Here is a 26,063-nt window from a genome sequence, read left to right as displayed (position 1 = left end):
CTGTCAGGGTAAATTGAAACCAAAAACCTTCGGTCACGGTGCAAGTTCAACGACACAAGCTTCGAGTCCCTTCACGCAGTTTGGAATAATTCCATCACGCATCAGTTCCTCGCCCGTGAATGATTTGCCTTCCGACGCCAATGCCGCACGGCCCGGCGCGGGATTCATTTCGCGCACCGTGTAACGCCGCGCCCCATCGAGTCCTTGCGGACGCACCGGTTGCGCCGCTCCGTCCTTGAGTTGGAACACAAACAACACTGCTTTGGTCTGGTCCGGGGAAACATAATTGAGCGCCCCACGTTCGGCGTTGTGCGGATGTTCCAAACGATACAAATCGCCCCGATGCACCACGTCGCGGATGCGTTTGTAAGCCGTGATCGCCCGTGCGCAGATGGCCTTGTCTTCCGGTGGCAGTTTCACGAGATCGAGGTCCATGCCGTAGCGGGCGCTCATCGCCACGCTGCACGAGAAGTGCATCGGGCGATGGCCCGAATGTGTGACGTGACTCGCCATACTGATGGCCGGAAAAAAGTAGGAGTAATCCCATTGCATCGGGATGCGCACCGTCGGGTCAGTATTGTCGCTTGGCCAGAATTCGTGAAAGTATTGCAACGCGCCGTAATCCACGCGTCCGCCGCCGCCGGAACAAAGCATCAACTCGGTTTTTGGGAAAGTTTTCGCCGTTTGATCCATCAGCGCATACAGCGCATGCACGTAATCAATCCATAAATGCGACTGGCGCTCCGGCTTCAGCCACGATGAGCCGGGCTGGGTGAGGTAACGATTGCAATCCCATTTTGCATACGCGACGCCCGGCACGGAGAGAATGTTTTGAATCACCTGCCATTCGAACTTCTGCACTTCGGGCCGCGTGAGATCGAGCACGAGTTGATTGCGTTGCAATTCCAATTCACGTTTCGGCTGGCGAATGACCCAGTCCGGATGCCGCTCGAACAATTCGCTCTTGGGATTAACCATCTCCGGCTCGATCCAGATGCCGAATTGCAGACCGCGTTGATTCGCTTCGGCGGCCAATGGCGCAAGTCCCTTGGGCAGGCGTTTCCAGTTTGGCGCCCAATCGCCCAGCCCCGCGTTGTCACTGAGACGCGGGTATTTATTGGCGAACCAACCGTCATCGAGCAGAAACAACTCCGTGCCGATGGCCTTCGCCGGATCGTAAAGACTCACGATGCGGTCGAAATCGAAATCAAATCCGGTCGCTTCCCAATTGTTGAGCAGCACCGTGCGCGGCTGGTTGCCGTCGCGCAACGCAAACTCCCGCACCCAGCGATGCAGCTTGCGGCTCATGTCACCCAAACCGTGATCGCTCCAGGTCCAAATCATCGCGGGCGTGATGAACTTTTCCCCCGCCTCGAGATGGTACGTTGAGGCGAAAGGATTGATGCCGCACACGGCGCGTAAGCCGGTCGCAAAATTATCGAAGGCCAATCGAAAACTCCCCGACCACGCGAGCGAACCCGCCAGCACGCGACCGCTGTTTTCCTGCGGCGCGCCGTCGAGCGAGAGCACAAACGATGGGTTTTGGAACTGATGCGCCCGCACGCCGATTTTGGAGTCGAGCACTTTCGTGCCGGGATTCAGCGGCTCGATAAACGGCTGCATTTCCTTCGCCCAATCACCGAAAAAGTGCAGCAATTGCACCTTCGTCGGCGCCAACAGCAATGCGCTCGACGCCATCTGCTCCAGTTTTACGATGCCGCGTTCGTGATGTTGAATCTCCATCCATTGCTCGATGACATCCCGCTCGTGATCCGAACGAAAACAAAGCGCTATTTCAAATGGATACGCGGGGTCGCGCAACTTGATGCGAACCAATTCGCGCCCATCGCTTTCTGGAGCGCGCGTCAATCCGTCGTAGTGCAAGGCCGTGGACGTGTTGCCGTCGGCGTGAACCACCTGCAACGCCGGCTCCCAAATATAACCGTCGCCCCATTGCGGAAAGGCCTCGTCGGTGCGAAGCAATTTGGAGTTTTCCCTGCCGCCAATGGCGCGCTGGTAAAGCCGGCCATCGTCTTTCACCTGAAAATTCAACGCAAACGTTTTGGTCCGCACCGCGAAAGTTTCATAGGCGGGCAGGGCAACCGGCCGGGTCGCACCTTCGGCCACGATGATTTGCGGTTCGATCCAATCAGCATGGTCGTTGCTCTCGCCATCACCGCCATCCGTGGCGCGCAGCGTCAGGATTTTCACGCCCGATAAGTTGACATCCATGGACTTTGCGGGCTGACCGACCTGCATTACGCCGCTGCGCCAGAGTTCCTGGTTATCACCCAGCACGATGAACTCCACGCTGCCTTGTGCGCTCGCGCTGTCGTTCACGCCGACTTGAGCCATAAACCGCTGCGCTTTCCCGCCCAAATCCACGCGCAACTGGCTGTTCGCGTGCGTACCGATACCGCCGGTGAATTTCGTTCCAGCGATACTCAATGGCCCGCCACCGATGGCTTGATTCACTTTTGGTTCGCTCCAACCGCAAGTCATGAGTTTCAAGTCAAGCGATGACAGCGGCACGGATGCGGCAAAGGCGGAAGTCGCCGTCAAAGCCGCCAAACTTAGGAGCTGTTTTCGGAATAGAAGTCTCATCATGGTCAATATCTCAAATGGAACGGTTCTTGGCGTCCAAAATTCTGCAACGAAAACTATTTAACCTATCGCGGCCTCGGCATCATGCGCCGACCCGCAAACTTACCCGCCAAACACTCGTTCCTCCCGCCGTCAAGGTGCCGCACCGGCCACACGTCGCGGCGTCGCTCAAAATGTCGGAGTTGCTGTTGGTCGGCTCCAAGGCAAAATGTTCATGTCCATGCCAGCCGCCTCGCGTCAACCACACTCCCAAGACATTGTTTTCCGTCGGCGCCCATTCAAATTCCAAACGGTCGCCGGTCTCGGGATTGCTGATGGCGGCAAAACCTTCCGTCACCGGTGCAGCGAAAACTTTGGCGCAATCTCCGCTGGAACCAATCAAACCGATGTTGTCCAACCAAGGTTCGCCATTCAACAAGGCGCGGGTGGATGCCGGTAATTCCAAACGATCACCGGATTGCAAACGCAGCAACGGGTGCATGGCCCAAAGAAAATGCTCCTGCGCCGGACTGCGGTTGGTGAGTTGGTATTGAAACTGGACTTCGTTTCCCACGAGTTCAATCGTGCGGGTGAAATCGAACGGGGAGATTTTCAGACTTGCGCTAGTGCGCAGCAAGCCAGCTTCCCATGCGTTCGAATCCACCGTCCAAGCGGCCGACCAAAGTTCACCATGATCCGGCAAGGCGCGACCCCGATGTTGACACGGGGCAATGGTGGGAAAACATTCGTCCACGCCGATGAGCGGGCTGGTCTCAAAGCCGTCGCCGGTAAAATTCCGAAACAGCTTCCGTCCACCGGTGGGATGCCAGAGCCATTCGCGACCGGTGCGCAGGTCTTGCAGTGAAATGATGCGCGCGCCAAGTTCGGGCACGACCGCCAGTTCCACCTCGGAATTGGCCAGCACATAAACGGCGAATCCTTGCTCCTGCCGCACTTCGTAACTGTTGCCGATCGCGTTCACGATGCGAGTCCTCGCAGGAAGTCCGACGCCAGCGCGTGATTGGGGTCGCGCCGCAGGACGGTTTGGAGCAAGGTGCGCGCTTTGGTTTTGCGGCCCAGTCCCAAGTGCGCCTGCGCTTGCAGAAACAGCGCCGTCGTTTCCTGCCGGAATTGCAGGTCGTCATCGAACAATAGCATCGTCGGCAGAGAGGTGGCGAAGTAATCAATTTTCGCGCGGGTTTTCTGAAGTTGCTGCGCGTAGGCCAGCAGCGCCTGAAGCAATTTTCTGGCTTTGCGATGTTGCCCAAGTTTCTCCCACGATTGCGCGGAGTAATAGGTCATTTCGCTGAAGGTGCGGACGCTCATTTCCTGGAAATCACCTTTGAAATTGGCGGCGGCGGACCAATAACGGCGCGCGGACGATTGGTCGCCGGACGCGGCGCAAGCGCAGCCGAGCCAGTAGTAGATGTCACTTTGATTGGCGAGCAGGTGCTTGGCTTCTCCCAGATTTTGCGGCGCGGTCAACGCGGCTTGAAAGTGAGTCAGCACGTTTTTGAGCGGATCCCGGCGCTTCATTTGAGCCGTCAACGCGCGCCGGCCCAAGGCTAGATGGGAACGAACCCATTGGCCCAGCGGGCCGCCTTCACCGCCTTCCAACGGTTGAAAGTTGCGTGTACTGACCAGTGCGAGCGCCTTCTCATGCTGTCCGGTCTGATTGTAAAGCGCGCTCAACTCCACGCTCAAATCGTCGCGTTGCTGCACCAGCTCGCGATGCCGCTCCAGTTCGCGCAGTCGTTGCGCGGGTTTAGCCCCAAGGCGTTTCCAGAGTTGGTCACGTTCATAAAACAACCGCGCATCGGTGGAATTTGCTTTGAACGCCCGGTCGTAAGCCGCGCGGGCTTTGGCAGGTTGCTTGCGGATATTGAAATAGCCAATACCAAGATTGCGCCAGACGACGGAGAAGTCGGAATCAAGCTTCGCGCTGCGTTCCCAGAGTTGAATCGCTTCGTCGTGGCGGCGGCGGTCGTAAAACAAGTTGCCTAAATAATAAGCCGCGCGGGCATCCTTCGGATTGGCGCGCATCGCGGCTTCAAGAATGGCGATCTCTTCGAGGCGCGCGGGGAAACAATAATCCGGCGGCAGCGTGGCGGCGGTTTTGAAATGCTTGAGCGCCGCGCGATGATTACCACATTTTTGTTCCAGCCAGCCGAGGGTGTAATGCACGAGCGGCAACGCGCCCCAGCTTTGGTCGAGGAGATTGGTGTTATCGCTCCCCCTCACCCCGGCTCGCTTCCCCGGGGAGAGGGAAGAACGTTCGCCGCGAACTTGAGTGACGGCGTCGGTGAGTAGTTTGATGGCTTCGGCAAACTGCCCGGCGCGGGCGTAGTCGTGAGCGATATCCAGGCGCGTCTGTAAATCACAAAGCAACGGTTCGCCGAGCAAATGGCGCGTCCACCAGTCGAGCGGGTCTCTCGCGCGATTGAGCTTGAGCAACGCCTCAGCCTGCCATTCAGAGGCCGTGTGCTTCACCGCGATGGCCCAGAGGTTGTTGACACGATTATTCTCACCACCGCTGCGAGCTGAGCGTTCGCAATGTTCGCGAGCCTTGACCCAATCGTTTCGCGTGGCGTCAATCTCCGCGAGCGCATGATAAGCCGCGCCCGCCCACGCTTGATTCCAAGTGGCTTTGTAAAGAGCGTCGTAGGCTTCCTCATCGCGACCCAGATAACGCAGACAGAGGCCGAGATTGTAAAGCGGTTCACCGTCGTAGGGATTGCCATTCCGGCACGTAAGTCGTGCGATGGACTGGCGGAAAAACTTTTCCGCCACGGCAAACTCGCCACGCTTGAGATGCCACAAGCCCATCGCGTTGTTGCAGCGGGCGTCCAGCGGATCGCGCCGCAAGGCCTCCCGCCAATACAACGTGGCGCAGCGCGTGGCGTGACGATATTGATCAAGATGCAGGCCGGTGACGTAAAGTTCGTCGGCACTGGCAATGTCAGCAGGCGCAGGTGGTTCGGTGGCCGGTGGCGGGACTTTCCCCACGACGCGCGGCGTGGGTTGGTAGGAAATAATTTTGTTTCCGACGGCATCGGTGATGCGCAGGAGCAAATCGGTTTCGGTAATACCAGAGGGCAAGGCGACCTCGGTGACGAAGGGGACGCCCGGGGCGAGATCACGAGTGAGTTGCCGGATGCTTTTGCCTTTGGCAGAAAGAGAAATTTTTGCCTTGGGAAATTTCCTCGTCACCGATATGCCCAGCGCAAGCGGCGCCGCGCTGCGTTTGCCGCCGCAGTTCAAGACGCGCAATGCAATTGCCGCATCCAGATTCGCGTGCTGCGCCGGGCCGATTTGTTGAATCGGATACCAGAACTGGCTCCACGTTTTCGTTTCGCCGGGTTGCAGGAAACTGAAGTCGGGCTGGTTATCCGTATAGACGCCCGCCATGAGTTCGATGTACGGACCGTATTCGCCGTTGGCGTCCGCGTCCGTCAAATTGCGATCCCACGCGTAACCGAACTCGTGATTGCCCCACGTCCACTGTTTCTTACCGGGCGAGATGTGGTGGTTTGCGATGTGAACGATACCCGCCCGGGCCTTGAAATCGTAGCCGCCGAAGAAATCCTCCTTGCTGCCCATACACATGTAGGACGTGGGCACGGGGATGTTGGCGTAGAATGACAGGTCGTTTGGCGCGTAGGTAGCGGCAGGCATCTTGCCTGCCGTGGAGGACGGCATCTTGCCGCCCGGATTTGCCTCCGCTGGCGCGACAGCCTCCGAGTTCTTCACGCCCGCTGTCGTAGCCACGCTCTTTCCGCCGGGCTGGAAGCCCGGCTCTACGGCAGGCAGGATGCCTGCCGCCACATTCACGCAATGCGGCGGCACAAATTGGCTGGGCACTTCACTCGGTGGAATGCCTTTGCGTCCGCGCGTGCCGTAGTCCACGCCGTAGTAATGACCCTGCGCCAACGGATACTCACTCATCGAGCGGCGCGCGTGATCGGCGACGTAGTAAACATCCGGCGGGAAAAAACTTTGATACGCCTCATGCACGCGTGTGGCGACGTTGGCCCACCACAGGAATGTCTGCACGAACGGCGTGCGATTGTAGGCCCGGACTTTGAGTTCGAGATACGCGCGGCCGGGATGCAAACAAACGCCGTGCATCCCTTTCATCCGGCACAGGGGATCATGGTCGCTGCACCAGATCGTGGCCGAACCGTCGGCGTGTTTCTCGATCTCGAAATCCACCGGCAGAAAGGTTGCGGGACGATGGTGCTGCGGCCAGTTGAATTCGATGCCGCCAGAAATCCACGGCCCGGCCAGATTGACGAGCGCCGGTTTGATGACCGGCTGATTGTAAAGCACGTCGTAACCGTTCGTCTTGTCCTGCAAGACATGGATGCGTCCGCCGATTTCGGGAAGCACCAGCGCGCGGATGAAATCATTCTCGATCCAGATGGCTTTCCATTTGCGGTTCACCGGTTTTTCCGCGATGCGATCGGTGAATGGCAACGGATAAACTTTTCCGCTGCTGCCTTGATAAACGCGCTTCTCCAAAAACATCGGATTCTTCTCCGGCGCGGCGGGCAGGTAGGTGGGCAGGACCAAATCGGCGACACGCACCGAGACGGCGGCGCGTGGTTTTGCGAGCTGTGACTGCGATTTCAGCGACTTCATTTTCTTGATTCCTTCCGATCCACGAGTTCCCGTTCCAATTGTTCAAGCGACTTGCCCTTGGTTTCGGGCAATTTGAGTTTGATGTAAATAAATCCGGCGACGCAGATCGCGCCGTAAAGCCAGAACGTCCCGGCCGGGCCCAGTTTCGCGTTCAAAATCGGGAACGTGTAAGTGAGAATAAAACAGGCGATCCACAAAGCCGAAACCGCGACCGCCATCGCCGCACCACGAATACGGTTCGGGAAGATTTCCGCGATCACCACCCACGTCACCGGCGCGAGCGACATGGCGTAACAACCAATCGCCGCCAGCACCAGCAGGAGCATCGGCAAACCTTGCACGCCCTGGCTGTAACAGAAACCGATCGCAATGTAGATCAACGCCAGTCCCGCCGAACCGAATAGCAGCAATGGGCGGCGGCCGCCGCGATCCACAACGCCAAGGGCGATGAACGTGAAGGTCAGGTTCACCGAACCGGTCCACGCGATGTTTTTCAGCACGGAAGAAATGTCGTAACCGGCGGCGTGAAAAATTTCCTCGGCGTAGTTGAAGATGACGTTGATGCCGCACCATTGCTGGAACACGGCGAGGATGATTCCCAGCCCGAGCACCCGGCGGATTTTTGGATCGAGCAAATCGGAAAAGCGCACCCGTTGAACCGCCTCGCTCGCCAGCGTGGATTGGATGTCCGCGACGGCGGCGGCGGCGTAGGGGACGCCACCGATGCGGGTCAGAATTTCCCGGGCGCGGGCGGCTTTGCCGTTCTTCGCGAGCCAGCGCGGGCTTTCGGGGACAAACAACATTCCAAGGAAAAACACGAGCGCGGGGGCGGCGGTCAGGCCGAACATCCAACGCCAGCCTTGTTGTCCGAACCACGAGTTGCGGATGAACTCATCCGTCGCGCCGGGCGGCAGTTTACGCACGAGGAACCAGTTGAGGTATTGCGCCAGCAGGATGCCGATGACGATGGTGAGCTGGTTGATGGAAACCAGTTTGCCGCGCATCTGCGCCGGAGCGACTTCGGCGATGTACATCGGTGACAGATTTGACGCGAGACCAATGGCCACGCCACCAAGGATGCGCCACGTGATGAAGACCGTGAAGTTGTGCGCCAGCGCATTGCCAACCGAGGTGACGGCGAACAACAACGCGGCGATGATGAGCAGGCGTTTGCGTCCGAAGCGGTCGCTCAAGCCGCCGGCGATCAACGCGCCCGCGAGACAACCAATCAACGCGCAACTGTTCGCCCAGCCGATCTGCGCTTCGCTCGTCAGTTCAAAGTAGCGTTGGAAAAATGGTTTGGCCCCGCCGATGACGACCCAATCCCAGCCGAACAGCAAGCCGCCCATCGCGGCGACGATGGAAATCAGCCAGACGTAGCCAAGATGGTAATGGGCCTTGAGCGATGAGGTTTCGGTTGGTGTGGCGGTGATCATGCGGTCTTAAATCAGTTTTTCAGGGCGAAATCAGGCGAAAAAAGCGGCCGTAGTCCGGGCCGGAGACGGGAACAAACCAGCAATTGGTAAATTCCGAGCCAGTTACGATTGACCAGCCTGCGTCCCAGTCCGGGGCGGATGAAGTGGCACGGGCTTGCAATCGCCAGCCGGTGTAACCCGGCAACCAATCCAGAACCAGATTGTCGCCGCGCAGTTGCGCGGACAAAGTGGTCGGCCCGGAAAGTGCCAGCGTCGCGTGATTGGTCACGACGCCGTTGGGACCGGTGACAATCACCGTATAAACTCCCGCGTCGTTCAACGTCGTGGAATTGATCGTGAGCGCATTCGCGTTCGCTCCGGACAGCGGCACGCCGTTTTTGCGCCATTCGTAGGTGAATGGCGGCGTGCCGGACGCGGCGGTGTTGAACGTCGTCGCACTGCCAACGACCAATGCTTGACTGCTCGGGCCAATGGCGCTGGTGTTACCCGCGCCGAGCCGGAAAAGTCTTGCCTGCCGCGCACCCAGACCGACGTTCCACGTCGCACCGCTGACCGCGGTCGCCGCGCCTGTCCACGAATCAACCGCCGTGTACGTTCCTGTAATCCCGAGTCGCGCAAGATTAAGAATCTTGACCGTGCTGCTGCTTGAATAATTGAACACCGCCACATACCAGGTGGCGCCGTCCTGACGGACAAACACGTCGCTCGCGTCCGCGCCGGTATTGCCCTCAATCGGGCGGAAGGAAACGCCCGCGCGGGCGACCTCATTGATGCCGGCTTTGGTGAGACAATTCCGGGCCAGGCTTTGCGCGGCGGCGGAGGTCAGATCGTCACTGTTCAGGAAAACCGTTCCCGCCACGGCGCAGTTGATGATGCGGCTTTGGTTTTCGTTCGCGGTGAACCCGGTCAGCTTCGACATATCAGGATCATTGAATTGATACAATCGGCCATTGAGCCACCAGCCGTAATTGATCGCCTGCATGGTGGATTTCGTGTCGTTGATCGAACCGGCGGTGTCGCAATAGATGCGGCGGGCATGCGCGTATTGATACGGGAAGATGGGTGCGATGGATTCGCTGAGGAACATCCGGCCATTGTTTTGGTTCACCAGATATTGCATTCCGAGGTTGTACGCCTGGATGCCCGTGGTGACATTCGGGTCGTAATGCGTTCCCTCCAGCGCACCGTGGGAAAGAAAATCCAGCTTGAGATAATCGAAGCCAAGACTTTTGAAATAACCGATCTGATAGGAAACCAGCGTCTGGAAGCCGGGATGCGTCGGGTCAATCGCCACGCCGCTGTCAATGACCTGCGGACTTCCGGCGGCGGTGCGGAGATACGCGTCGCTCCATTTGTAAACGCTGCTCGCCGTCATCGTCCAATTCGAGCCTTGCGCCGGTGTGCCCCAAAAAACGAACGGCGTCCAATAGATGCCGGCCTTCTGGCCGTTGCCGTGGCAGACGTTCACGAACTGCGCCAGTTGCGCGGTGCTCATGTTATCCCAAAACGAATCGAGATTGATATAGACCGTGCCCTGGCTGAGAAAGTGGTTCGTCTGAAGATCGCTTTTGATAAAGTTCGCAACCGCCGTGGCGTTGTCGTAATTGACGCTTGTGCCGTAGGCGTACCAACTGTTCCAACCGAACGGCACACCGCCATTCCATGTCAGCTTGGGTGCGAACCGGGTATTCGCCTCGGCGAAATCCTCCAGCACCGTCCGCCAATCCGTGCCGAACCCAACGAACACGGTCGGCGAGACAATCGTGTTGCCCGTCACCGGGCCGTGCGGCTCGACATCGCGCGTGTCGCTTGAGGTCACGCCGCCGAAAACATTCAGCACGTTCAGTCGTGCATTCGCGCCCTGAAAATAAATCCCGGTTTTCCAGGTATCGTGCGTGACCGAGCCGACGACGAGTCCGTGGCGGCTGGTGTTGTCGTAAAACGCCGACACCTCGTAGCTCGTGCTGGTGTTGTTGATGGGCATGGCGTTGTAACTGAACGTGAACGAGTCATTGTCGAACGGCACGATCAACGCGCGATTGTCGTCATAGCTGCCAAGGTCCACGCCGCCGGTCGTGTCCATCACCACCGGTCCCATCCAGCGCGATTCCAATGCGCTGCCCTGCATCTCGACGCGCGTCAGGAAACTATCGTCCTCGTCCAGAATGAAAGTTTGCTTCATGGTCGGCAAATCCGCGCGGGTCGAAGTGACGACCACGGTGTTGTTGGTCACGCTCCACGCGCGATTCAGATAGACCGTGCCGGTCACGTAATTGGTGAGCGTTACGCCGGAATACAAGCCCACGCCCGCGTAAAAGCCCGCCACCTTGAGCGCGTCCTGCCAGTAGAAATTGGCGCGGCCCGTGGCCAGATTGTATTCGAGGCGAACATGGCCATTGGTCATTCGCAGCCAATCGCCGTTCTGCACGGGCGGCGGCAGTGGCCCCGCCAGTCCCAAGTGGGCCAACGCCAAGCCAGCGCACACGCCCGGCAAAACTCTGGCAATTCTGATTCGCACAAATGAACTCGACTTGAAACGGCTGGAAATCAATCGAACGCAACCCAGTCTTTCCCGGTTTGCTCCGGGTTGTTCATCAACTCCGGAAACGGATTCTTTCTGTCGCGCGGCCAACATCACGGCGGGCGAATGGTGGGCGTTTTCCAATTCCGATGCCAGTCGTAGCTCCACAGTTGATCCAATTTGACCTGCTCGGCATGGCCGTCCGTGAAGGCGATGTTGATGGCGCCGGGCAGGGCCGCGCCAATGCCAACGCTGCGCGGAGCGGCGGCAGCGGCGCGACCGCCGTGACGCGCAATGGTCACGCGCGGCATGCCTTCCTTGGACTGGTCGCCATTGTATAAGTCGCGGGCGGGCGGGTCCGTTTCGAGCGGATCGCAGTTGATCCAGATGCTATCCATGAACATCGGCGTGGTGCTCACGCGCTGCACCGCAGCCGGTTTTTTGATCACATTGTCGGGCCGCGTGGCCGCGTTGCCCAAACCCAAATTGAGCCAGCAATTGTAGCCATAGCTGCCGCTGTAGGGCGGCGTGGAAATTGTCCAATGCCAGGCTGAATCGCTCGTGCCCGGAACATTGACCGCGCCGGGAGTGATGCCCTTGTCCGGCGCGGCAGGACAAACCAGCAGATTGGTGGTGTTCCCGTAATAGCTGATCATCGTGTACATCCAATCACCCTGGCTCAAAGCGGGATTGGGATCGGTTGCGCCAACCCACACGCCCGTATCGTCAGAATACATCAGATTGGCCAGCGACAACTGCTTGAGCTGGTTGATGCAACTGATGCTATGCGCGCGGAGTTTTGCCCGCGATAATGCCGGCAACAACATGGCCGCGAGGATGGCGATGATGGCAATCACCACCAGCAATTCAATCAGCGTGAACGCGGATCGGTTCGAGGCTTTGGTTCGTGTCGTTTTCAAGTTAGGCAACAGTCGCAGTTGTTCGCGAACCGGTTTGCCCCGGCGCCACCACGGAACCGGTGACGTGCGGGCAAACAGATTCAGTCGGATTTACTCATTAAATTTCACGGAATCTGGAGGATGAAAAATCGCTGGGCATCGGCGCTCACCGCGTTGGTGAAGCTGAAATTGCCGCCGCCATCAAAGAGGTTCGTCGCAATCGGAATCCAGTTGGCCAGCGGGGCCGCTGCGTCCGTCGAGGTCAGCACATAATAAGTGCCGCCCGCCAGACCGCCCGACCCGCTGAAGATGAAGTTGCCGCCCGACACTGAAGTGCCGGTGAACGTGGGTTGCGCTCCCGCGCCCGCCACACTGATCTTGCCGAGGCTGAGTTGGGATAAATCCCAAGTCAGTCCCGCGCCCGGCGTCGCGGGAACAATGGCCGCAAACGAACCGGAACGGCTCGCCGCGTTGAAGATTTGGAACGTGTCGCCACTGGCCAGCGGCGCGGCGTTGATGTTCGCGAGATTCAACGTGCCGCCGTAGGTGATGTTGCCACCGGCTTGAAGAGTGTCGTTCATTCCTGAGCCGTTCAGTTTGATGGTCGTAGTGCCGTTCAGGACGATGTTGTTGGTCGCCGAAATGCCACCCGTCGCGTTCGCGCCGAGGGTATAACCAATGGTCGTGTTCGTTCCCGCGGGAGCCAGCGTTGCGTCCGGACTGACCACCAGATTTCCGGCCACGGCGCCGATGCCCGCCAAGGTCTGGCCGCTCGCCAGCGTCAGCGTTTTGTCGCCGCGCCCGCTGACATCAATGTGGACGGAATTGGCGTCGCTGCCGCCGAAGAAGAGCAGGGCGCTGTGCGAAATACTGCCGTTGTTGGTCAGGGCGATTTGCGGCCCGTTCGCGATGATGGTCGGGCCGGTGTAAGTGTTCGCCGCCGAGAGCACCATCTGTTGATTCCAATTCTCGATCAACATGCCGCCGGGGCCGCTGATGACGTTGGTGTAAATGCGGCTATAGTCGCCGATGAGTAGATGCGCGACGCCATTGAGCGTGACCGCGTTGCCGTAAAGTTGCGGGCCGCTGCCGGACCAAGCCAGCCAGTGTGCGCCCTCGTCCAAAATGATGTTGCCGCCGGTGAACGCCGACGGGGCGGTCCAGAGATTGACGCGACCATTGGTGCGGACGTGGATGCTGCCATTCCAACCGCCGCTCCAGAACGAAAGTTCGCAGTTGGTGTTGACCGTCAAAACCGTGTTGGGATTGGCGAAACTCGACGACATGTTCTTGATACCGAGATTGCCCACGGCTAATTCGATCTCGCTTACGTCGCTGCCCACGGCGACGGAATCCCATTCCTGATAGCCGCCGGCGGCGGAACGCTGGATGGTCAGTTTGTGCGGGCCGGAAACCGTCGCGCCGCTGACGAGGTCCCAGCGGTTGCTGCCGCCGATGGTCGCATCGCCAACCAGATTGATGCTGAAAACCTGATTGTAGAAATCGTTACTGTTGTTGACCAACGCGCCGCGCCCGCCCACGCCCGCGCCCGCGAGCGTCAACGATTTGTTTCCCGTCACGGCATTGCCCGAGAAATCAAGCGTGCCGCCGTTGGTGATGGTGAGGGAGGAAACGGAATTCAACGCGGGTTTGATGGTCTTCACCGTTCCACCGCTGATGGTGGCCGCGCCCGAGAACGATCCCGCAACCGCCAGATTCAGCGTGCCGCCGCCTTGTTTCACGAGGCTCGCGGTGCCGCCGATTGCACCGTTGCCGGCAAAGTTGTAGTCCACGCTGGCGTTGACCGTCAGGGCGGACGGCACCACCAACGCAGGAATGTCAATGCTGGTGGACGGTGCGCCCACGTCGCTGAACAACACCGCGTCCAGCGCGAGGAATTGTTCGGGCGATGTGTGCGTGACGAGGTTCGACCAATTCGCCCAACCTTGCACGTCCCAGACACCGCTGGAACTGGCATTGTTCCAAACCAGCGACCGCGGCTGGCTGCCTGAAACGATGACGCGAATCTCCTTCGGCGAAGTCGTGGTCACATTGGTCAGTACCAATGTGTAAGCCGTCGGCGCAATGGTCGTCACGTTGCCGAACGAGCCGATTAGGTTGCCCGTGTAGGTAAAGAGCGGGTACGACGCGTTCGCGAGACTGCCGCCAATCGGATTGATGTAGAGATCGTTGCCATTGGCCGTCAAATCGCCGATGACTTGCACGAGGTCATTATTGGGCCCGGGCAAAGCCGCGAGGTCGTTGGTCACCACCGCGCCGCCTTCCAACACCAGACCGCCTTGCGCGTGAAAAGTGCCGACCACATTGACTCCGCCGGGCACGAGCGCGCCGCCAATGTCCACCAATCCCGTAGCCGTGCCCGTTCCGCCGACGAGCGTGCCGAATTGACTGGTGATGCCCGAACCAATCATGCCGTTCAAGAAGAGCGCGCCATTATAGGTCAACACGCCGCCAGTGAAGGCCGGGCTGTTGCCCGCGAGAATGATCGTGCCGCTGCCGTTGTTCTGATACAAAACGCCCGAACCGGTCAGGACATTGCTCAACGTCAAGGACGTGCCGCCGCTGACATCAAAGGAACAGAAGCCGGGTTCCAACGTCATGGTGCCGCTCATGATATTGTTGCCGCCGTAGTTGAAAATGTTGCCGCCGCTTTGAAAGTCCACGTTCTTATTCACGCTGGAGAATGGCCCGCCGTAAAACACGATTGCCGCACCGGAACTTAGCGTCAGTGTCCGTGCCGGATTGCCGAGACTGGTGCTGCCGACGATGCCCAATTGCCCGGATTGGAGAAAGAGGTTGCCCAAGGCGGAATCCACCGAAAGATTTCTCCATTCAAAGTAACCCGCGCCCAGCAGCGTCAGGTCGTAAGCGTTGCCGCCGGTGTTCAAACTGCCTGTCAAATCCCAGCGGTTCTGCAGGCTGAAAGTGGTGTTGCCCGCCAGCGTTACGCTTGTGGCGATGCCATAAACCGCGCCGCCCGAATCCACGATGGCCCCGGCGCCGTCCACGCCCGCGCCCGACACGATGATCGGTTTCGGACTGGCGTAACCATTGAGATCAAAAGTTGACCCGCTCGCGATGATGAGATTTCCGCTGCTCGCGCCCAAGGCCGGGGCGCTGCCGGCTACCAGTGTGCTGTTGTTCGTCACCAGCACATTACCGGCGTAGCTGTTTCCGCCGCTCAACAACAGCGTTCCGCCCGCGCCCGCTTGAGTGAACGAACCCGTGCCGGAAATGCTATTCGCCACGGTGATGGAATCGGAACGCGCGAACGTCAGGTTGCCGTGGTTCACCACACTGCCCGCCGGAAGATTTCCCGCGTTGTCGTTGTTCCCAATTTGCAACGCGCCGTTGTTGATGGTGACACCGCCCGTGAAATTGTTGTCGCCGCTGTGATTCAAAATCAATCGGCCCGCGCCGTCCTTTACCAATCCCGTCGTCCCGACCAGCGAGCCCACCCCGCCAAAAGTGTATCCCTGCGAGTTATTGCTCACCGTAATGCTGCTGGGTGAAAGCGCCGTGGTCAGATTGATGTTGGCCGTGGTCGCGCCATCCTGAAAACGCACAAACTGGCCATCTGTGTAAGTGGCCGCGCCACCAGCCAGCCAGTTGGCCGTCATGGTATCCCAATTTCCATTCACATTTCCCGCCCAGGTCAGAATCGTCGAACCGGTGGTCAGCACGACATCAATGGACCCATTGGCGGTGTTGTTGACCAGATACCCCGCGAACAAAGGCGGCAGCGTGCCCAAACCAAAATTGAAACCCGCACCGGCAATGCTACCCGAGTATTTGACGACGACCAATTGCGTGGGATAACTCGCCAACGGCGGCGCGGACACGATATTGATGAGATTGGTCGTTCCTCCCGTCCGCAACGTGTTCACCACGACGCTGCTTGCGCCCGAGGCCAAAGCCAGATTGAAACTTGAATTAGTGGTTGCCAACAGCGTGAGGGGCGCGGCCAGCGTTCCCGCCGAGCCGCCAACCGTCAGCGCACCGGCGGAAAGATTGATCGTTCCCGCACCGCCGCCATTGACGATGTTGCCCGCCGCCAACGCGCCGCCGTTGACGTTGATGGTGCCCGCCGTGCCCGGCGTCAAAGTCCCCGTCGCTGCCGCCAAGGTTAGCGTGCCGTTGACGCGCAACGTGGCATTGGTGCCAGAACCACTGTTGAGATTGACAAGCCCGACGCCCGCGCCGCCGCTGGTCACTTGCTGGTTGCCGATGGTGGCATTGTTCACGTCCACCAATCCGTTGTTCAGGGTCAAAACGCCGGTGGCGCTGGCCGTGCCCGCCCGCCCGAGTTGCAGGCTGTCCACCAGCAGCGCCACGCTGCCGCCCGTGAAATCAGCCAGCGCGGTCCCGGGCACGTTCGGGCCGCCGTTGCCGTTGGCGATCCAGAAGTTTGCGATGCGTCCGTCACTACGAGAACTGTGAAAATAGGCAGTCGGTACCGATGGTAGAAACGTGGGATTAAATTTTATCCAGGCGCCGGCAGCGGTTGTTCCCGTGCCGCCCACCACGAGGTTTCCGGAGCCGAGACTGATGTTGTTCGCCTGTCCGAGATAGACTTCGACCGGCAGGGAATTGCTGTAATTTTGGCTGCTGATCTGGAAATCGTTGCCGAGGGAAATCTGGTTGGTCCTGGCGAGATAAAAAACGCCATGCGCATGTTGCAGTGTGCCGGAAGCGATGGAAATCTGCGAGCCGGTGTGCGTGAAGTTGTCCAATCCCGATAAATCGAGCGTCACGTTATGCGCATCGTTGGGGCTGACCGAGCCTTGGCCAAGATAGAGATTGCCGCCGAGGTTCAGCGCACCGCCCACGCCTTCGATGCGGATGGTTTCCACCGCGTTGGCCGGCGCCGGTTGACTGCTGTGTTGGATGTCCGCGCCTACGTACAAACTACCCCAACCGGCCCCGAGCGTCAGCGTGACGCCCGGATTGATGAGCGTGACGTAATTGCCGTTCGTCGGCATGTAATCCAATTCCCAAATCGGCATCTGCGCGACGCCCGTGGCGGCATCGAGAATGTTGTTGACCGTGAAATCATTGACGGCATTGGCCCCTGTCCCGAGAAATTGGACCTGGTTGTAGTAAGTTTGTTTCGGAGCTGTCCAGTTGGCCGGGTCCGTCCAGTTAAGCGACGCGCTGACGCCGGATCCGCCCTGCCACTGTTCGGTGGCGGCGAAGACATAATTTGCGCTGAGCGTGGCAACGGCTAAAAGTAATTTCAGATGCGCGCGGGTGGATGGAAGAATAACGCTGGTTGCTGTCTTCATGGCTTAATTTATTAGTTGGCGAACGCTCCTTAAGTCCGCCCCCTTTTCAGTCGTGTTCGGCTGAAATAACACGACCACGAGACGGAACCCTTAAGCTAAGACGAGACTATAGAGGCAGCGTCCTCTTCAGGGAATGGACGGGCGTCCGAACTGTATGGACAATTAGCCGCTTGCTATTATAGCGGATTAAATGATTTCGTAGCCGCCAAGGCGCAAAGTTTGCTTTTATCTTTGCTCCTCGCTGATGTGCCGGGCGTTTGCGGAACTTCCTGGTCACGATCGCGCTAGATAAAAGCAAAAGGGTCGCCATTGAAAATGACGACCCCGGACTGTTCACTTAATTTTCTTAACGCTTCCGCCGCTGCGTCAATGCTGACAGGAAAGCGGCGACGGCCAACAAGCCAGCCGTGCCCGGTTCGGGGATGACATTGTAACCAAGATTCGCCGCAGGATAAATGGCGTCCGTTCCGGCCTGACCGCCGGGCAACGACGTGTCCCCGTACCGTCCGGCGCGGGAAAATTGATAGCCATCCTGCAGGTTGACGTATTGTTCGCTCCAATTGATTTGCCCAGCCCCGCCATTATTGGTGATGAAATCACCCCAAGTGTCCACGTTATCCACCTGCGCGCTGATGAGGTACCAGTTGTTATAGGTGAGATTCACGGTCTCCGGCAGTTGCACCCAACGGAAGCCGTTGACCAGCGCCGCCTCGGTTCCCGCCGGAATGACGGCGGTGGCCAGCAAGATATTGCCCGCGCTCAAATCCCAGAGCGAAAGGGTGTGGCTATTCACCAAGCCGTCGCCGTCGAAATCAAAGTAACCCAGGGAATTGACCTGCGGATAATAATTATAAGAAGTGAGGAACACGCCGCCCACATAGCCGACGTAGCCATTTTGCGCTCCTTGGGACAAGTCCACGTTCGGCGTGAACAACATACTACCCGGGACAGTTTGCGCCGGGATTGGCGCGGCCAGCGCCAGACTTAAAACGGCGGCGGCCAATGCGGTGATCTGATTAGTTTTCATGTTGGATTTTGGTTTTGATTGGCACCGGAAAGGTCCGTTTGCTTGACGACACACGCCACGCTGCACTTTGGGACCATTTCTTTAGTGCGGTGCTACTTTCTCATGAAAACGCCGGATTGGGAATGGACTGAACACCGGAACTCATGGACATTTAACCGCCGCCAGCGCCCGTCTGAAACTCCGACGGAATTTCAGGCCGCATAGCGTCGCCGATGCTCCGATGGCGAATGATTGTGCATTTTGCTGAAGGCGCGGGAGAAATAAAACTGGTCGGAAAAACCGAGTTGTTCGCTGATCTGCTTGACGGACAAATCCGTCGCGTTGAGCAGTTGCACAGCGCGTTGCATCCGCAGGTGATTCAGATAGCTCAACGGTGCGTAACCCGTCACGCGGCGGAACGACGCGGTATAGTGCGAGCGCGACAGGTTGGCCAGCGCAGCCAATGCCGCCACGGTCAGCGGTTCGCGTAGATGTCCCTTCATGAACTCGATGCTGCGTTCCACCCGTTTGCGCACACTGACCTCACCATAGCCGAATTCGTCCTTGTGTCGCAGGATCAGCCCCATCAAATGCGCGAGTACATGCGCCGCGTAAGTCAGGTGCGGGGAAGTGAAACCGTGCTCCAAACCTTCCAACACCTCCTCGAACAACGAAAACACCTGTACGTCACCACCCAGCGGTACCACTGGTTTCGCTGCGGAAACTTCGAGTTGCTCCAGATACACCGGCACGTTCTCGCCGACCGCATGAAACCAATGGATCGTCCACGGCGATCTTTTCTCCGCTCCGTAAACGTGCGGCGTACCGGCATTGATGACCAGCAACTGGTTCTTGGTAATGGCATACCGGTAACCAGCGATTTCGCACCAGCCATTTCCTTCCGCGCAATAGATAAAAACAACCTCGGGGCAGCCTTTTTCGCGTACGCAGGTATGCCCTCTGGCTTTGGGATAATATCCGGCATCTGTTGGCAGCAAGTGCCGTAGTAACGGCGATTTCGAAGCTGTGGATAAAATCGGACGCGGCACGACCACCAGGCGTTGCCCCGCAAAACCTTCACGCTTCTCACGCCACTTCATGGGATGATATATCTTATCTGAACTCGGAATGTATGCCAACCTTCATCACTTAGGTCAACCTGTCAATTCCGGTTTTCCGGACGTCAAAACTCGCCGCAAAGCTGGCGGCATATGCTGCGTTGAAGAACTGCTGCTCGCGCCGGAGTCATTCTCCGCCGTGTTTCTGAACTGGACGCAATCCTTGAGGCAGGCAGTGGAGGCGAAGATTGTCGCGTTGGATGGTAAGACCGGGTGGCGGAGTTTTGATTCCGCCAAGAGCCAGAGCGCGATTCATCCGGTCAGCGCTTGGGCCAGCACCAATCGGCTGGCGTTGGGATCAATCAAGGTACCCGACAAGAGCAATGAAATCACCGCCGTGTCCGAACTGCTGCGGGCGCTGGAATTGGCCGGGGGGCATTGTCACGGTGGACGCGCGGAGCGTAATGGAGTGAAGGGGTGGCGCGCGCGGCTGCGCCGACGTTAGATCCGTCTCTCTGCCTCTTGTCAGCTTGTTCCTTCGGGTGGTTTCCTTGCGTTCATTGTCGCGAGGCTTGCCAACTGGAGCGTCGGATTTGGAAGTCGAGATCGGCTTGCGTCTCGCACCAGCTCCCAGCCGAGCTGGGCTTCGCCCGAGATGTTCGGAGGCGAGAAGCTCTTCCAATTTTTCAGTGGCATGCTTCCGATAATGGTTGGCGTGGCGGGTTCAAATGGAATTGTTGGGTGAAATTGTAATTGCTGTGCGGGTCGAATTAGCTTAGAAGCCAGCAACTGAAAGAAAGGGTTTTATGAGTTCATTACTAATTACGCTGGTGGTGCTGGTCGGCTTGGCTGTGTTGGTGGTGTTGCTGGTGATTGGCAAATACAATCATCTCGTCTCGCTGCGCAACCGGTTCAAGAACGCCTACGCGCAAATTGATGTGCAACTCAAACGTCGCTACGACCTGATCCCGAATCTGGTCGAAACGGCCAAGGGTTATCTGAAGCACGAACGCGAAACGCTCGAAAGCGTGACCAACGCGCGCAATCTGGCTTACACCGCGTCCCAGGCGGCCGCCAGTAATCCAGGGGACGCCACCGCCGTGAAAAATCTGGCCGCCGCCGAGGGCGGATTGGCCGGTGCGCTGGGGCGGTTGATGATGGTGGCGGAGCGCTATCCCGATCTCAAAGCGAATCAAAACATGATGCAATTGTCCGAGGAACTGACTTCCACGGAGAACAAGGTTTCCTTTGCCCGCCAGGCTTACAATGACAGCGTCATGACCTATAACACCGCGCGGGAGGTGTTCCCGAACAACATCATTGCCGGCATGTTCAACTTCGCCGCCGCCGAGTTGTTTGTGATTGATAAAGCGGAGCAGCGCGAGGCGCCGAAGGTTTCCTTCACCTGAACGCCCATGACTGAGCGGTTGTTGCTCCGACTTTTAACCATTAACGCGCGGCCCCGGCGTCGCGCCATTTTGTCGTGAAGCCCACAGGCGTCATGGATTTCTTCCAACGCCAGGAGTTGGCGCATCGCCGCACCCGCTGGTTGGTGGTCTATTTCGCCCTGGCGGTGATCGGGATCGTGGTGTCGGTTTATCTGGTCTGTTGGTTGATTTTTGGCTCGGGTTGGGATTCCTCGGAAGCCGCGTTCAAGTCGCGCTCGCTCTGGCAGTCGGACCTGTTCTTCTACTCGGCGGTGGGCACTCTGGTGGTGATTGCCGGCGGCAGCCTGTTCAAAATCTCCCAATTATCCGCCGGCGGCGGCGTGGTGGCCGAATCGCTCGGCGGTCGCTTGCTGAAACCGAACAGCACGGATTTGCAGGAACGCAAACTCCTGAACGTGGTCGAGGAAATGTCCATCGCCTCGGGGGTGCCCATGCCCAAGGTGTACGTGCTGGATGACGAGCGCGGGATCAATGCTTTCGCGTCCGGGTTTTCATCGAACGATGCGGCGGTGGCCGTGACCCGCGGTTGCATGGAGCGGTTGAATCGGGATGAGTTGCAAGGGGTCATTGGCCACGAATTCAGCCATATTCTGAACGGCGACATGCGCTTGAACATCCGCCTGATGGGGCTGATCTTCGGGCTGATTTGTCTGGCCGTCATCGGCCGGATTCTGCTGCGCACTCGGGGGCGGAAAAATCCGTTACCGCTCCTCGGACTGGCACTCATCATCGTCAGCGGCTTTGGCGTTTTCTTTGGTCGTTTGATTCAAGCGGCCGTCAGTCGCCAGCGGGAATTCCTCGCCGATGCCTCCGCAGTGCAATTCACACGGAACCCGGATGGGCTTTCTCGCGCCTTGCAAAAAATTGGCGCGGTCGGATCGCAACTGCAAACGGAGCGGGCTGAGGAAGCCAGCCACATGTATTTCAGCAACGGACTGCGCTCCTCTTTCCTCGGGATGTTCGCCACGCATCCGCCACTGGCGGATCGGATTCGTGCGATTGATCCTTCGTGGCAGGGCGACTTCCCGGTCGCCCGCGGGCCGGCGGCGGCTGCCGCTGCGTCGTCCTCCAGTCCGGAATCGGGATTGATCTCACCACTTGCTTCCGCAGCTTCAGCGCCCCCGGTTGTCGTGGCGGCTTCGGGGCTTTCGTCGCAGAGCGCCATTCAAAACATCGGTCAACCGACCCTGGCGCAGTTGCGTTATGCTGAACAACTGCGCTCGACCATTCCCGCAGCCATCCAGACCGCAGCGCGGGAGCCGTTGGGCGCCACCGCCTTGATTTTCGCGTTGTTACTCAGCGACCAGAACGAATTGCGCGCTACGCAACTGGCTGAGATCGCGCGCCGCATGTCGCCGGACGTAAGTTCGGAAATAACCGCGCTGGCGGCATTGGTTGCCGGGTTGCCGACCAAGGCCCGGCTGCCGCTGGTAAATCTGGCGGTGGCGGCGCTGCGGGAAATGTCAGGCGAGGAGTTTGAAACCTTTCACGCGACCCTGCGATGGCTGATTGAAAGTGACGGACAAATTGATCTGTTCGAGTATGTGCTGGAAAAGATTTTGGAGCGCAATTTGACGCGCCATTTTCATCCGGGCAAACCGCTGGTGATGCAATACTACGCGCTGCCACCGTTGCTTCCGGACCTAGCCGTTCTGCTCTCCGCGCTCGCTCATGTGGGCAGCAGCGACGCCCAGGCGACGGTGCGCGCCTTTCGAGCGGGCGCCGCGGCGATCCCCGCCGGGGGAAGCGGGCTGACGTTACTACCGTCCGCACAGTGTGGGCTGGCGGAAATTGACCGGGCGCTAAACCGCTTGGCGGCCGCCACGCCGCAGATTAAAAAACAGTTGATCGCGGGGAGCGTCCAGGTCGTCGGCGCGGATGGCGTGGTGCAGGAGCGCGAAGCGGAATTGCTGCGCGGCATCGCTGAAGCGCTCGATTGTCCCATGCCCCCGTTTGTTTAAGCGGGAGGAGCGGGCGGGGCCGCTGAACCAGCGGCGTTCGGTTGAGTGGTAGCCACTGTTGCCTCGGCCTCGCTATCAGGTTTTCTCCGTTCCAACCCTTCATACAGACTGGGTAGCAGAATGAGGGTCAGGAACGTCGAGCTGAGGATGCCGCCGATCACCACCGTGGCCAACGGGCGTTGCACTTCGGCCCCGGCCCCCGTCGCAATCGCCATCGGCACGAACCCCAAACTCGCCACCAGTGCGGTCATCAACACCGGACGCAATCGGGTCAACGCGCCCTCGCACACGCTCGCGCTGACGTCGCGACCGCGTTCGCGCAGTTGGTTGAAGTAGGAAATCATCACCAAGCCATTCAGGACGGCCACTCCGGATAACGCGATGAACCCGACCGCTGCGGAAATGCTGAACGGCAGGCCGCGCAGCCACAACGCCAGCACGCCGCCCGTGACGGCCAGGGGAATGCCGGTGGAAACCAACAGCGTTTGACGCAAACTGCCCAACGCGAGAAATACCAATACGAAGATGAGCGCCAACGCCACCGGCACAACGACCAATAATCGGGACCGCGCTTCCTGTAGATTTTTGAACTGGCCGCCGAACTCGATTGAGTAACCGGGCGGCAGTTTGATCTGACCGACCCTTTGTTGCGCTTCGCGGACGAAGCCTTCCACGTCGCGACCGCGCAGGTTGATCATGATGGCAACGCGGCGTTGGCCCAATTCGCGAGTGATGGTGGCGACTTGCTCGGTGAGATGAAAATCCGCGACTTGTCCCAGGGTCAGCAACCCCCCGTCATCCACGCGCACCGGCAACCGTTTAAGTTCGTCCAACTGCGCGCGCAAGGCTTCGGGCAGACGCACCACGATGGGATAATGCCGGTTGCCTTCGATGAGCTTGCCCACTTCCTGACCGGCGAGCGCGGTATGCACCACCCGATTCAATTCCGCCGCGTGGAGGTTGTATTTGCTCATCGCCTCGCGCTTCGGAATGATTTCCAGCAACGGTGATTTGCCGAGTTCGTCGAGTTCCACGTCGGCGCGACCGGGAATCTGCTCCAGAATTTCCCGAGCGGTTTCGGCGAGGTGTTCGAGCTGCGCAAAATCGTCGCCGAAAATTTTCACCGCGAGGTCCGCGCGCGTTCCCTCGAGCAGTTCGTTGAAGCGCATCTCAATTGGTTGACTGAACAGGTGCGCTTCCCCGGGCACGTATTTGCCCAGCTCGGCGGCCATCAAATCAGCGAGCGCCTCCTTGCTGATCGGCTGGCCATTGACCTGGCGCCATTGCTTGCGGGGTTTGAACATGAGGTACGTGTCCGCCACGTTGACGCCCATGGGATCGGTGGCCACCTCGGCGGTGCCGAGTCGGCTGAAGGTGTAATCCACCTCGGGGAATTTTTCGCGCAGCACGGTTTCGCTGCGTTTTTGCATGGCCACACTCGCATCAATGCCGATGCTGGAAGTGCGAATCATGTGGACGGCGAACGAGCCTTCATCCAGTTGCGGAATGAACTCGGCGCCCAGGCGCGTGAAACGGTAACCGGCAAAAACCAGCAGAGCCACCGCGAGCATCGTGACGAGACCGCGATGCTTCAGGCTGAAGTTCAGCGCGGGCTGGTAGAGGTATTTGAAAAAGCGGATCAGAAAACTATCCGCCTCGCGGATGCGCCCGCCCAGCAGATAGGACCCCAGCGCCGGCATCAAGGTGAGCGCCAGCGCCAGCGCGCCAACGAGCGCGAAAATGACCGTGAGCGCCATCGGGTGGAACATTTTTCCTTCGATGCCGGTCAACGCGAGAATCGGAAAATAAACCACGGTGATGATGACGACGCCGAAGAACATGGGTGAGGCGACTTCCTTGGCGGAAATCAGCACCTCCCGCGCACGTTCCTCGGGGGTCAGTTGCCGTTGCAGTTGCCGCTGTTTTTCCGCGAGATGGCGAATGATGTTTTCCACCATCACCACCGCGCCATCAATGATGAGGCCAAAATCAATGGCCCCCAGACTCATCAAATTCCCCGAGATGCGACCTTGCACCATGCCCGTCATGGCCATCAACAGTGAGAGCGGAATGGCCAGCGCGACGATCAGCGCGGCGCGCCAGTTGCCCAGCAGGATGAGCAGAATGGCCACCACCAAAATGGCGCCTTCAAACAGGCTCTTTTCCACGGTGTGAATCGTTTGATCCACCAGCACGGTGCGGTTGTAAACGGGGATGATTTTTACGCCGGCGGGTAATTGAAGTTGAATGTCCCGTAGTTTTTGATCCACGGCTCGGGCCACGAGCCGGCTGTTTTCGCCCGCCAACATCAGCGCCGCGCCCAAGACTGCTTCCTCGCCGTTGTAGGTCGCCGTGCCGGTGCGAACGGCGCTTCCAATGCCCACGTCCACCACGTCACCGACGCGCAACGGAGTCGGGCGCGACCCGAACTTGAGCGGCAAACGCTCGAGGTCCGCGATCGTTTGCACGCGTCCCGCCGCGCGCACGGCGACCTGTTCGCCGCCCAGTTGGATCACGCTGCCCCCGGCGTTTTCCACGTTCTCACCAATGGCCGCCGCCACCTCGCTGAACGACATGCCCACGCTTTTCAACTTGTCGGGATTGGGCTGAATGACAATCTGCTTTTCGTAACCGCCTTGGGAATTGACTTCGGCCAGCCCGGGCGTGGCGCGGAGCCGCGGTTTGATCTGGTAGTCGTGGATCAATTTTAACTCCATCAACTGTTCCTTGCGTGTGGCCGGTTGGTTGGTCGCGCCCGGTTCGTACTCGACGACGTAATAATAAATCTCGCCCAAGCCAGTGCTGATGGGCGCGAGCTTCGGGGTAAGTCCGGGCGGCAAATCATCGAGTACGGTTTGCAACCGTTCGCTGACCAGTTGCCGGGAGCGGTAGATGTCCGTGCCGTCCGCGAAGACGAGCGTCACCTGGGACAATCCAAATTTGGATAACGATCGCAGTTCCGTGAGACTGGGGATGCCGGCCATTTCGTTTTCAATCGGGAAGGTGACCAGTTTTTCGATCTCCTCCGGTGCGAGCGCCGGCACGGAGGTGTTGATCTGCACCTGCACATTAGTGATGTCGGGCACGGCGTCAATTGGCAGACGCAATGCCGAATACACGCCAATGCCGATCAAAATCAAAGTGGCCAGCACCACGAACACTCGTTGGCGCACGGAAAATTCAAGCAATCGGTTCAGCATCGAA

General features: G+C 58.9%; 13 protein-coding genes. 3 read left to right on the top strand and 10 right to left on the bottom strand.

Annotation, left to right across the window (positions count from 1 at the left end):
- Positions 1 to 33 precede the first annotated feature (33 nt).
- From M9920_16630 to M9920_16590, 9 genes are all read right to left on the bottom strand, one after another.
- On the bottom strand, positions 34 to 2,607 hold the full coding sequence (locus M9920_16630; GenBank protein MCO5053904.1) for an alpha-galactosidase: 2,574 nt from the start codon (positions 2,605 to 2,607) through the stop codon (positions 34 to 36).
- 79 nt (positions 2,608 to 2,686) lie between these two features.
- Positions 2,687 to 3,565: a hypothetical protein gene (locus M9920_16625; protein ID MCO5053903.1), complete on the bottom strand. Its 879-nt coding sequence runs from the start codon at positions 3,563 to 3,565 to the stop codon at positions 2,687 to 2,689.
- A complete protein-coding gene (locus M9920_16620; GenBank protein MCO5053902.1) occupies positions 3,562 to 7,224 on the bottom strand; it encodes a DUF5107 domain-containing protein in 3,663 nt (1,220 codons plus the stop codon). The genes M9920_16625 and M9920_16620 overlap by 4 nt, the downstream gene beginning before the upstream one ends.
- Complete coding sequence (locus tag M9920_16615) at positions 7,221 to 8,660, bottom strand: sugar porter family MFS transporter (protein ID MCO5053901.1); 1,440 nt, start codon at positions 8,658 to 8,660, stop codon at positions 7,221 to 7,223. Before M9920_16615 ends, M9920_16620 begins: the two co-directional genes overlap by 4 nt.
- A gap of 19 nt (positions 8,661 to 8,679) precedes the next feature.
- Complete coding sequence (locus M9920_16610) at positions 8,680 to 11,178, bottom strand: carbohydrate-binding protein (GenBank protein MCO5053900.1); 2,499 nt, start codon at positions 11,176 to 11,178, stop codon at positions 8,680 to 8,682.
- Between the two features lie 116 nt (positions 11,179 to 11,294).
- Positions 11,295 to 12,101 (bottom strand): prepilin-type N-terminal cleavage/methylation domain-containing protein, encoded by an 807-nt coding sequence (locus tag M9920_16605; GenBank protein ID MCO5053899.1) that lies wholly within the window; start codon positions 12,099 to 12,101, stop codon positions 11,295 to 11,297.
- 104 nt (positions 12,102 to 12,205) lie between these two features.
- Positions 12,206 to 17,386, bottom strand: a complete 5,181-nt coding sequence (locus M9920_16600) for an autotransporter-associated beta strand repeat-containing protein (protein ID MCO5053898.1) — start codon at positions 17,384 to 17,386, stop codon at positions 12,206 to 12,208.
- A 346-nt stretch (positions 17,387 to 17,732) separates the two neighbouring features.
- Positions 17,733 to 18,413 (bottom strand): hypothetical protein, encoded by a 681-nt coding sequence (locus tag M9920_16595; GenBank protein MCO5053897.1) that lies wholly within the window; start codon positions 18,411 to 18,413, stop codon positions 17,733 to 17,735.
- A gap of 191 nt (positions 18,414 to 18,604) precedes the next feature.
- On the bottom strand, positions 18,605 to 19,492 hold the full coding sequence (locus M9920_16590) for an AraC family transcriptional regulator (GenBank protein ID MCO5053896.1): 888 nt from the start codon (positions 19,490 to 19,492) through the stop codon (positions 18,605 to 18,607).
- A 157-nt stretch (positions 19,493 to 19,649) separates the two neighbouring features.
- On the opposite strand from M9920_16590, the gene M9920_16585 reads away from it, so the two are divergent.
- The 3 genes from M9920_16585 (at position 19,650) to M9920_16575 (ending at position 22,859) form a co-directional block, all read left to right on the top strand.
- The gene (locus tag M9920_16585) at positions 19,650 to 19,955 is read left to right on the top strand and encodes an ISAs1 family transposase (GenBank protein ID MCO5053895.1); all 306 of its coding nucleotides are present in this window, start codon (positions 19,650 to 19,652) and stop codon (positions 19,953 to 19,955) included.
- 301 nt (positions 19,956 to 20,256) lie between these two features.
- The gene (locus tag M9920_16580) at positions 20,257 to 20,859 is read left to right on the top strand and encodes a LemA family protein (GenBank protein MCO5053894.1); all 603 of its coding nucleotides are present in this window, start codon (positions 20,257 to 20,259) and stop codon (positions 20,857 to 20,859) included.
- Between the two features lie 74 nt (positions 20,860 to 20,933).
- Positions 20,934 to 22,859 carry a M48 family metallopeptidase gene (locus M9920_16575; GenBank protein ID MCO5053893.1) on the top strand — a complete coding sequence of 642 codons (1,926 nt, stop codon included), beginning with the start codon at positions 20,934 to 20,936 and terminating at the stop codon, positions 22,857 to 22,859.
- On the opposite strand, the gene M9920_16570 is transcribed toward M9920_16575, so the two are convergent.
- Positions 22,856 to 26,059 carry a CusA/CzcA family heavy metal efflux RND transporter gene (locus M9920_16570; GenBank protein MCO5053892.1) on the bottom strand — a complete coding sequence of 1,068 codons (3,204 nt, stop codon included), beginning with the start codon at positions 26,057 to 26,059 and terminating at the stop codon, positions 22,856 to 22,858. The genes M9920_16575 and M9920_16570 overlap by 4 nt on opposite strands.
- Positions 26,060 to 26,063 lie beyond the last annotated feature (4 nt).

This window comes from Verrucomicrobiia bacterium, from assembly GCA_023953615.1.
Lineage (GTDB): Bacteria > Verrucomicrobiota > Verrucomicrobiia > Limisphaerales > JADLHS01 > JADLHS01.
The sequence above is the reverse complement of the archived record's forward strand: the minus strand, read 5'-3'. Positions and strand labels throughout refer to the sequence as shown.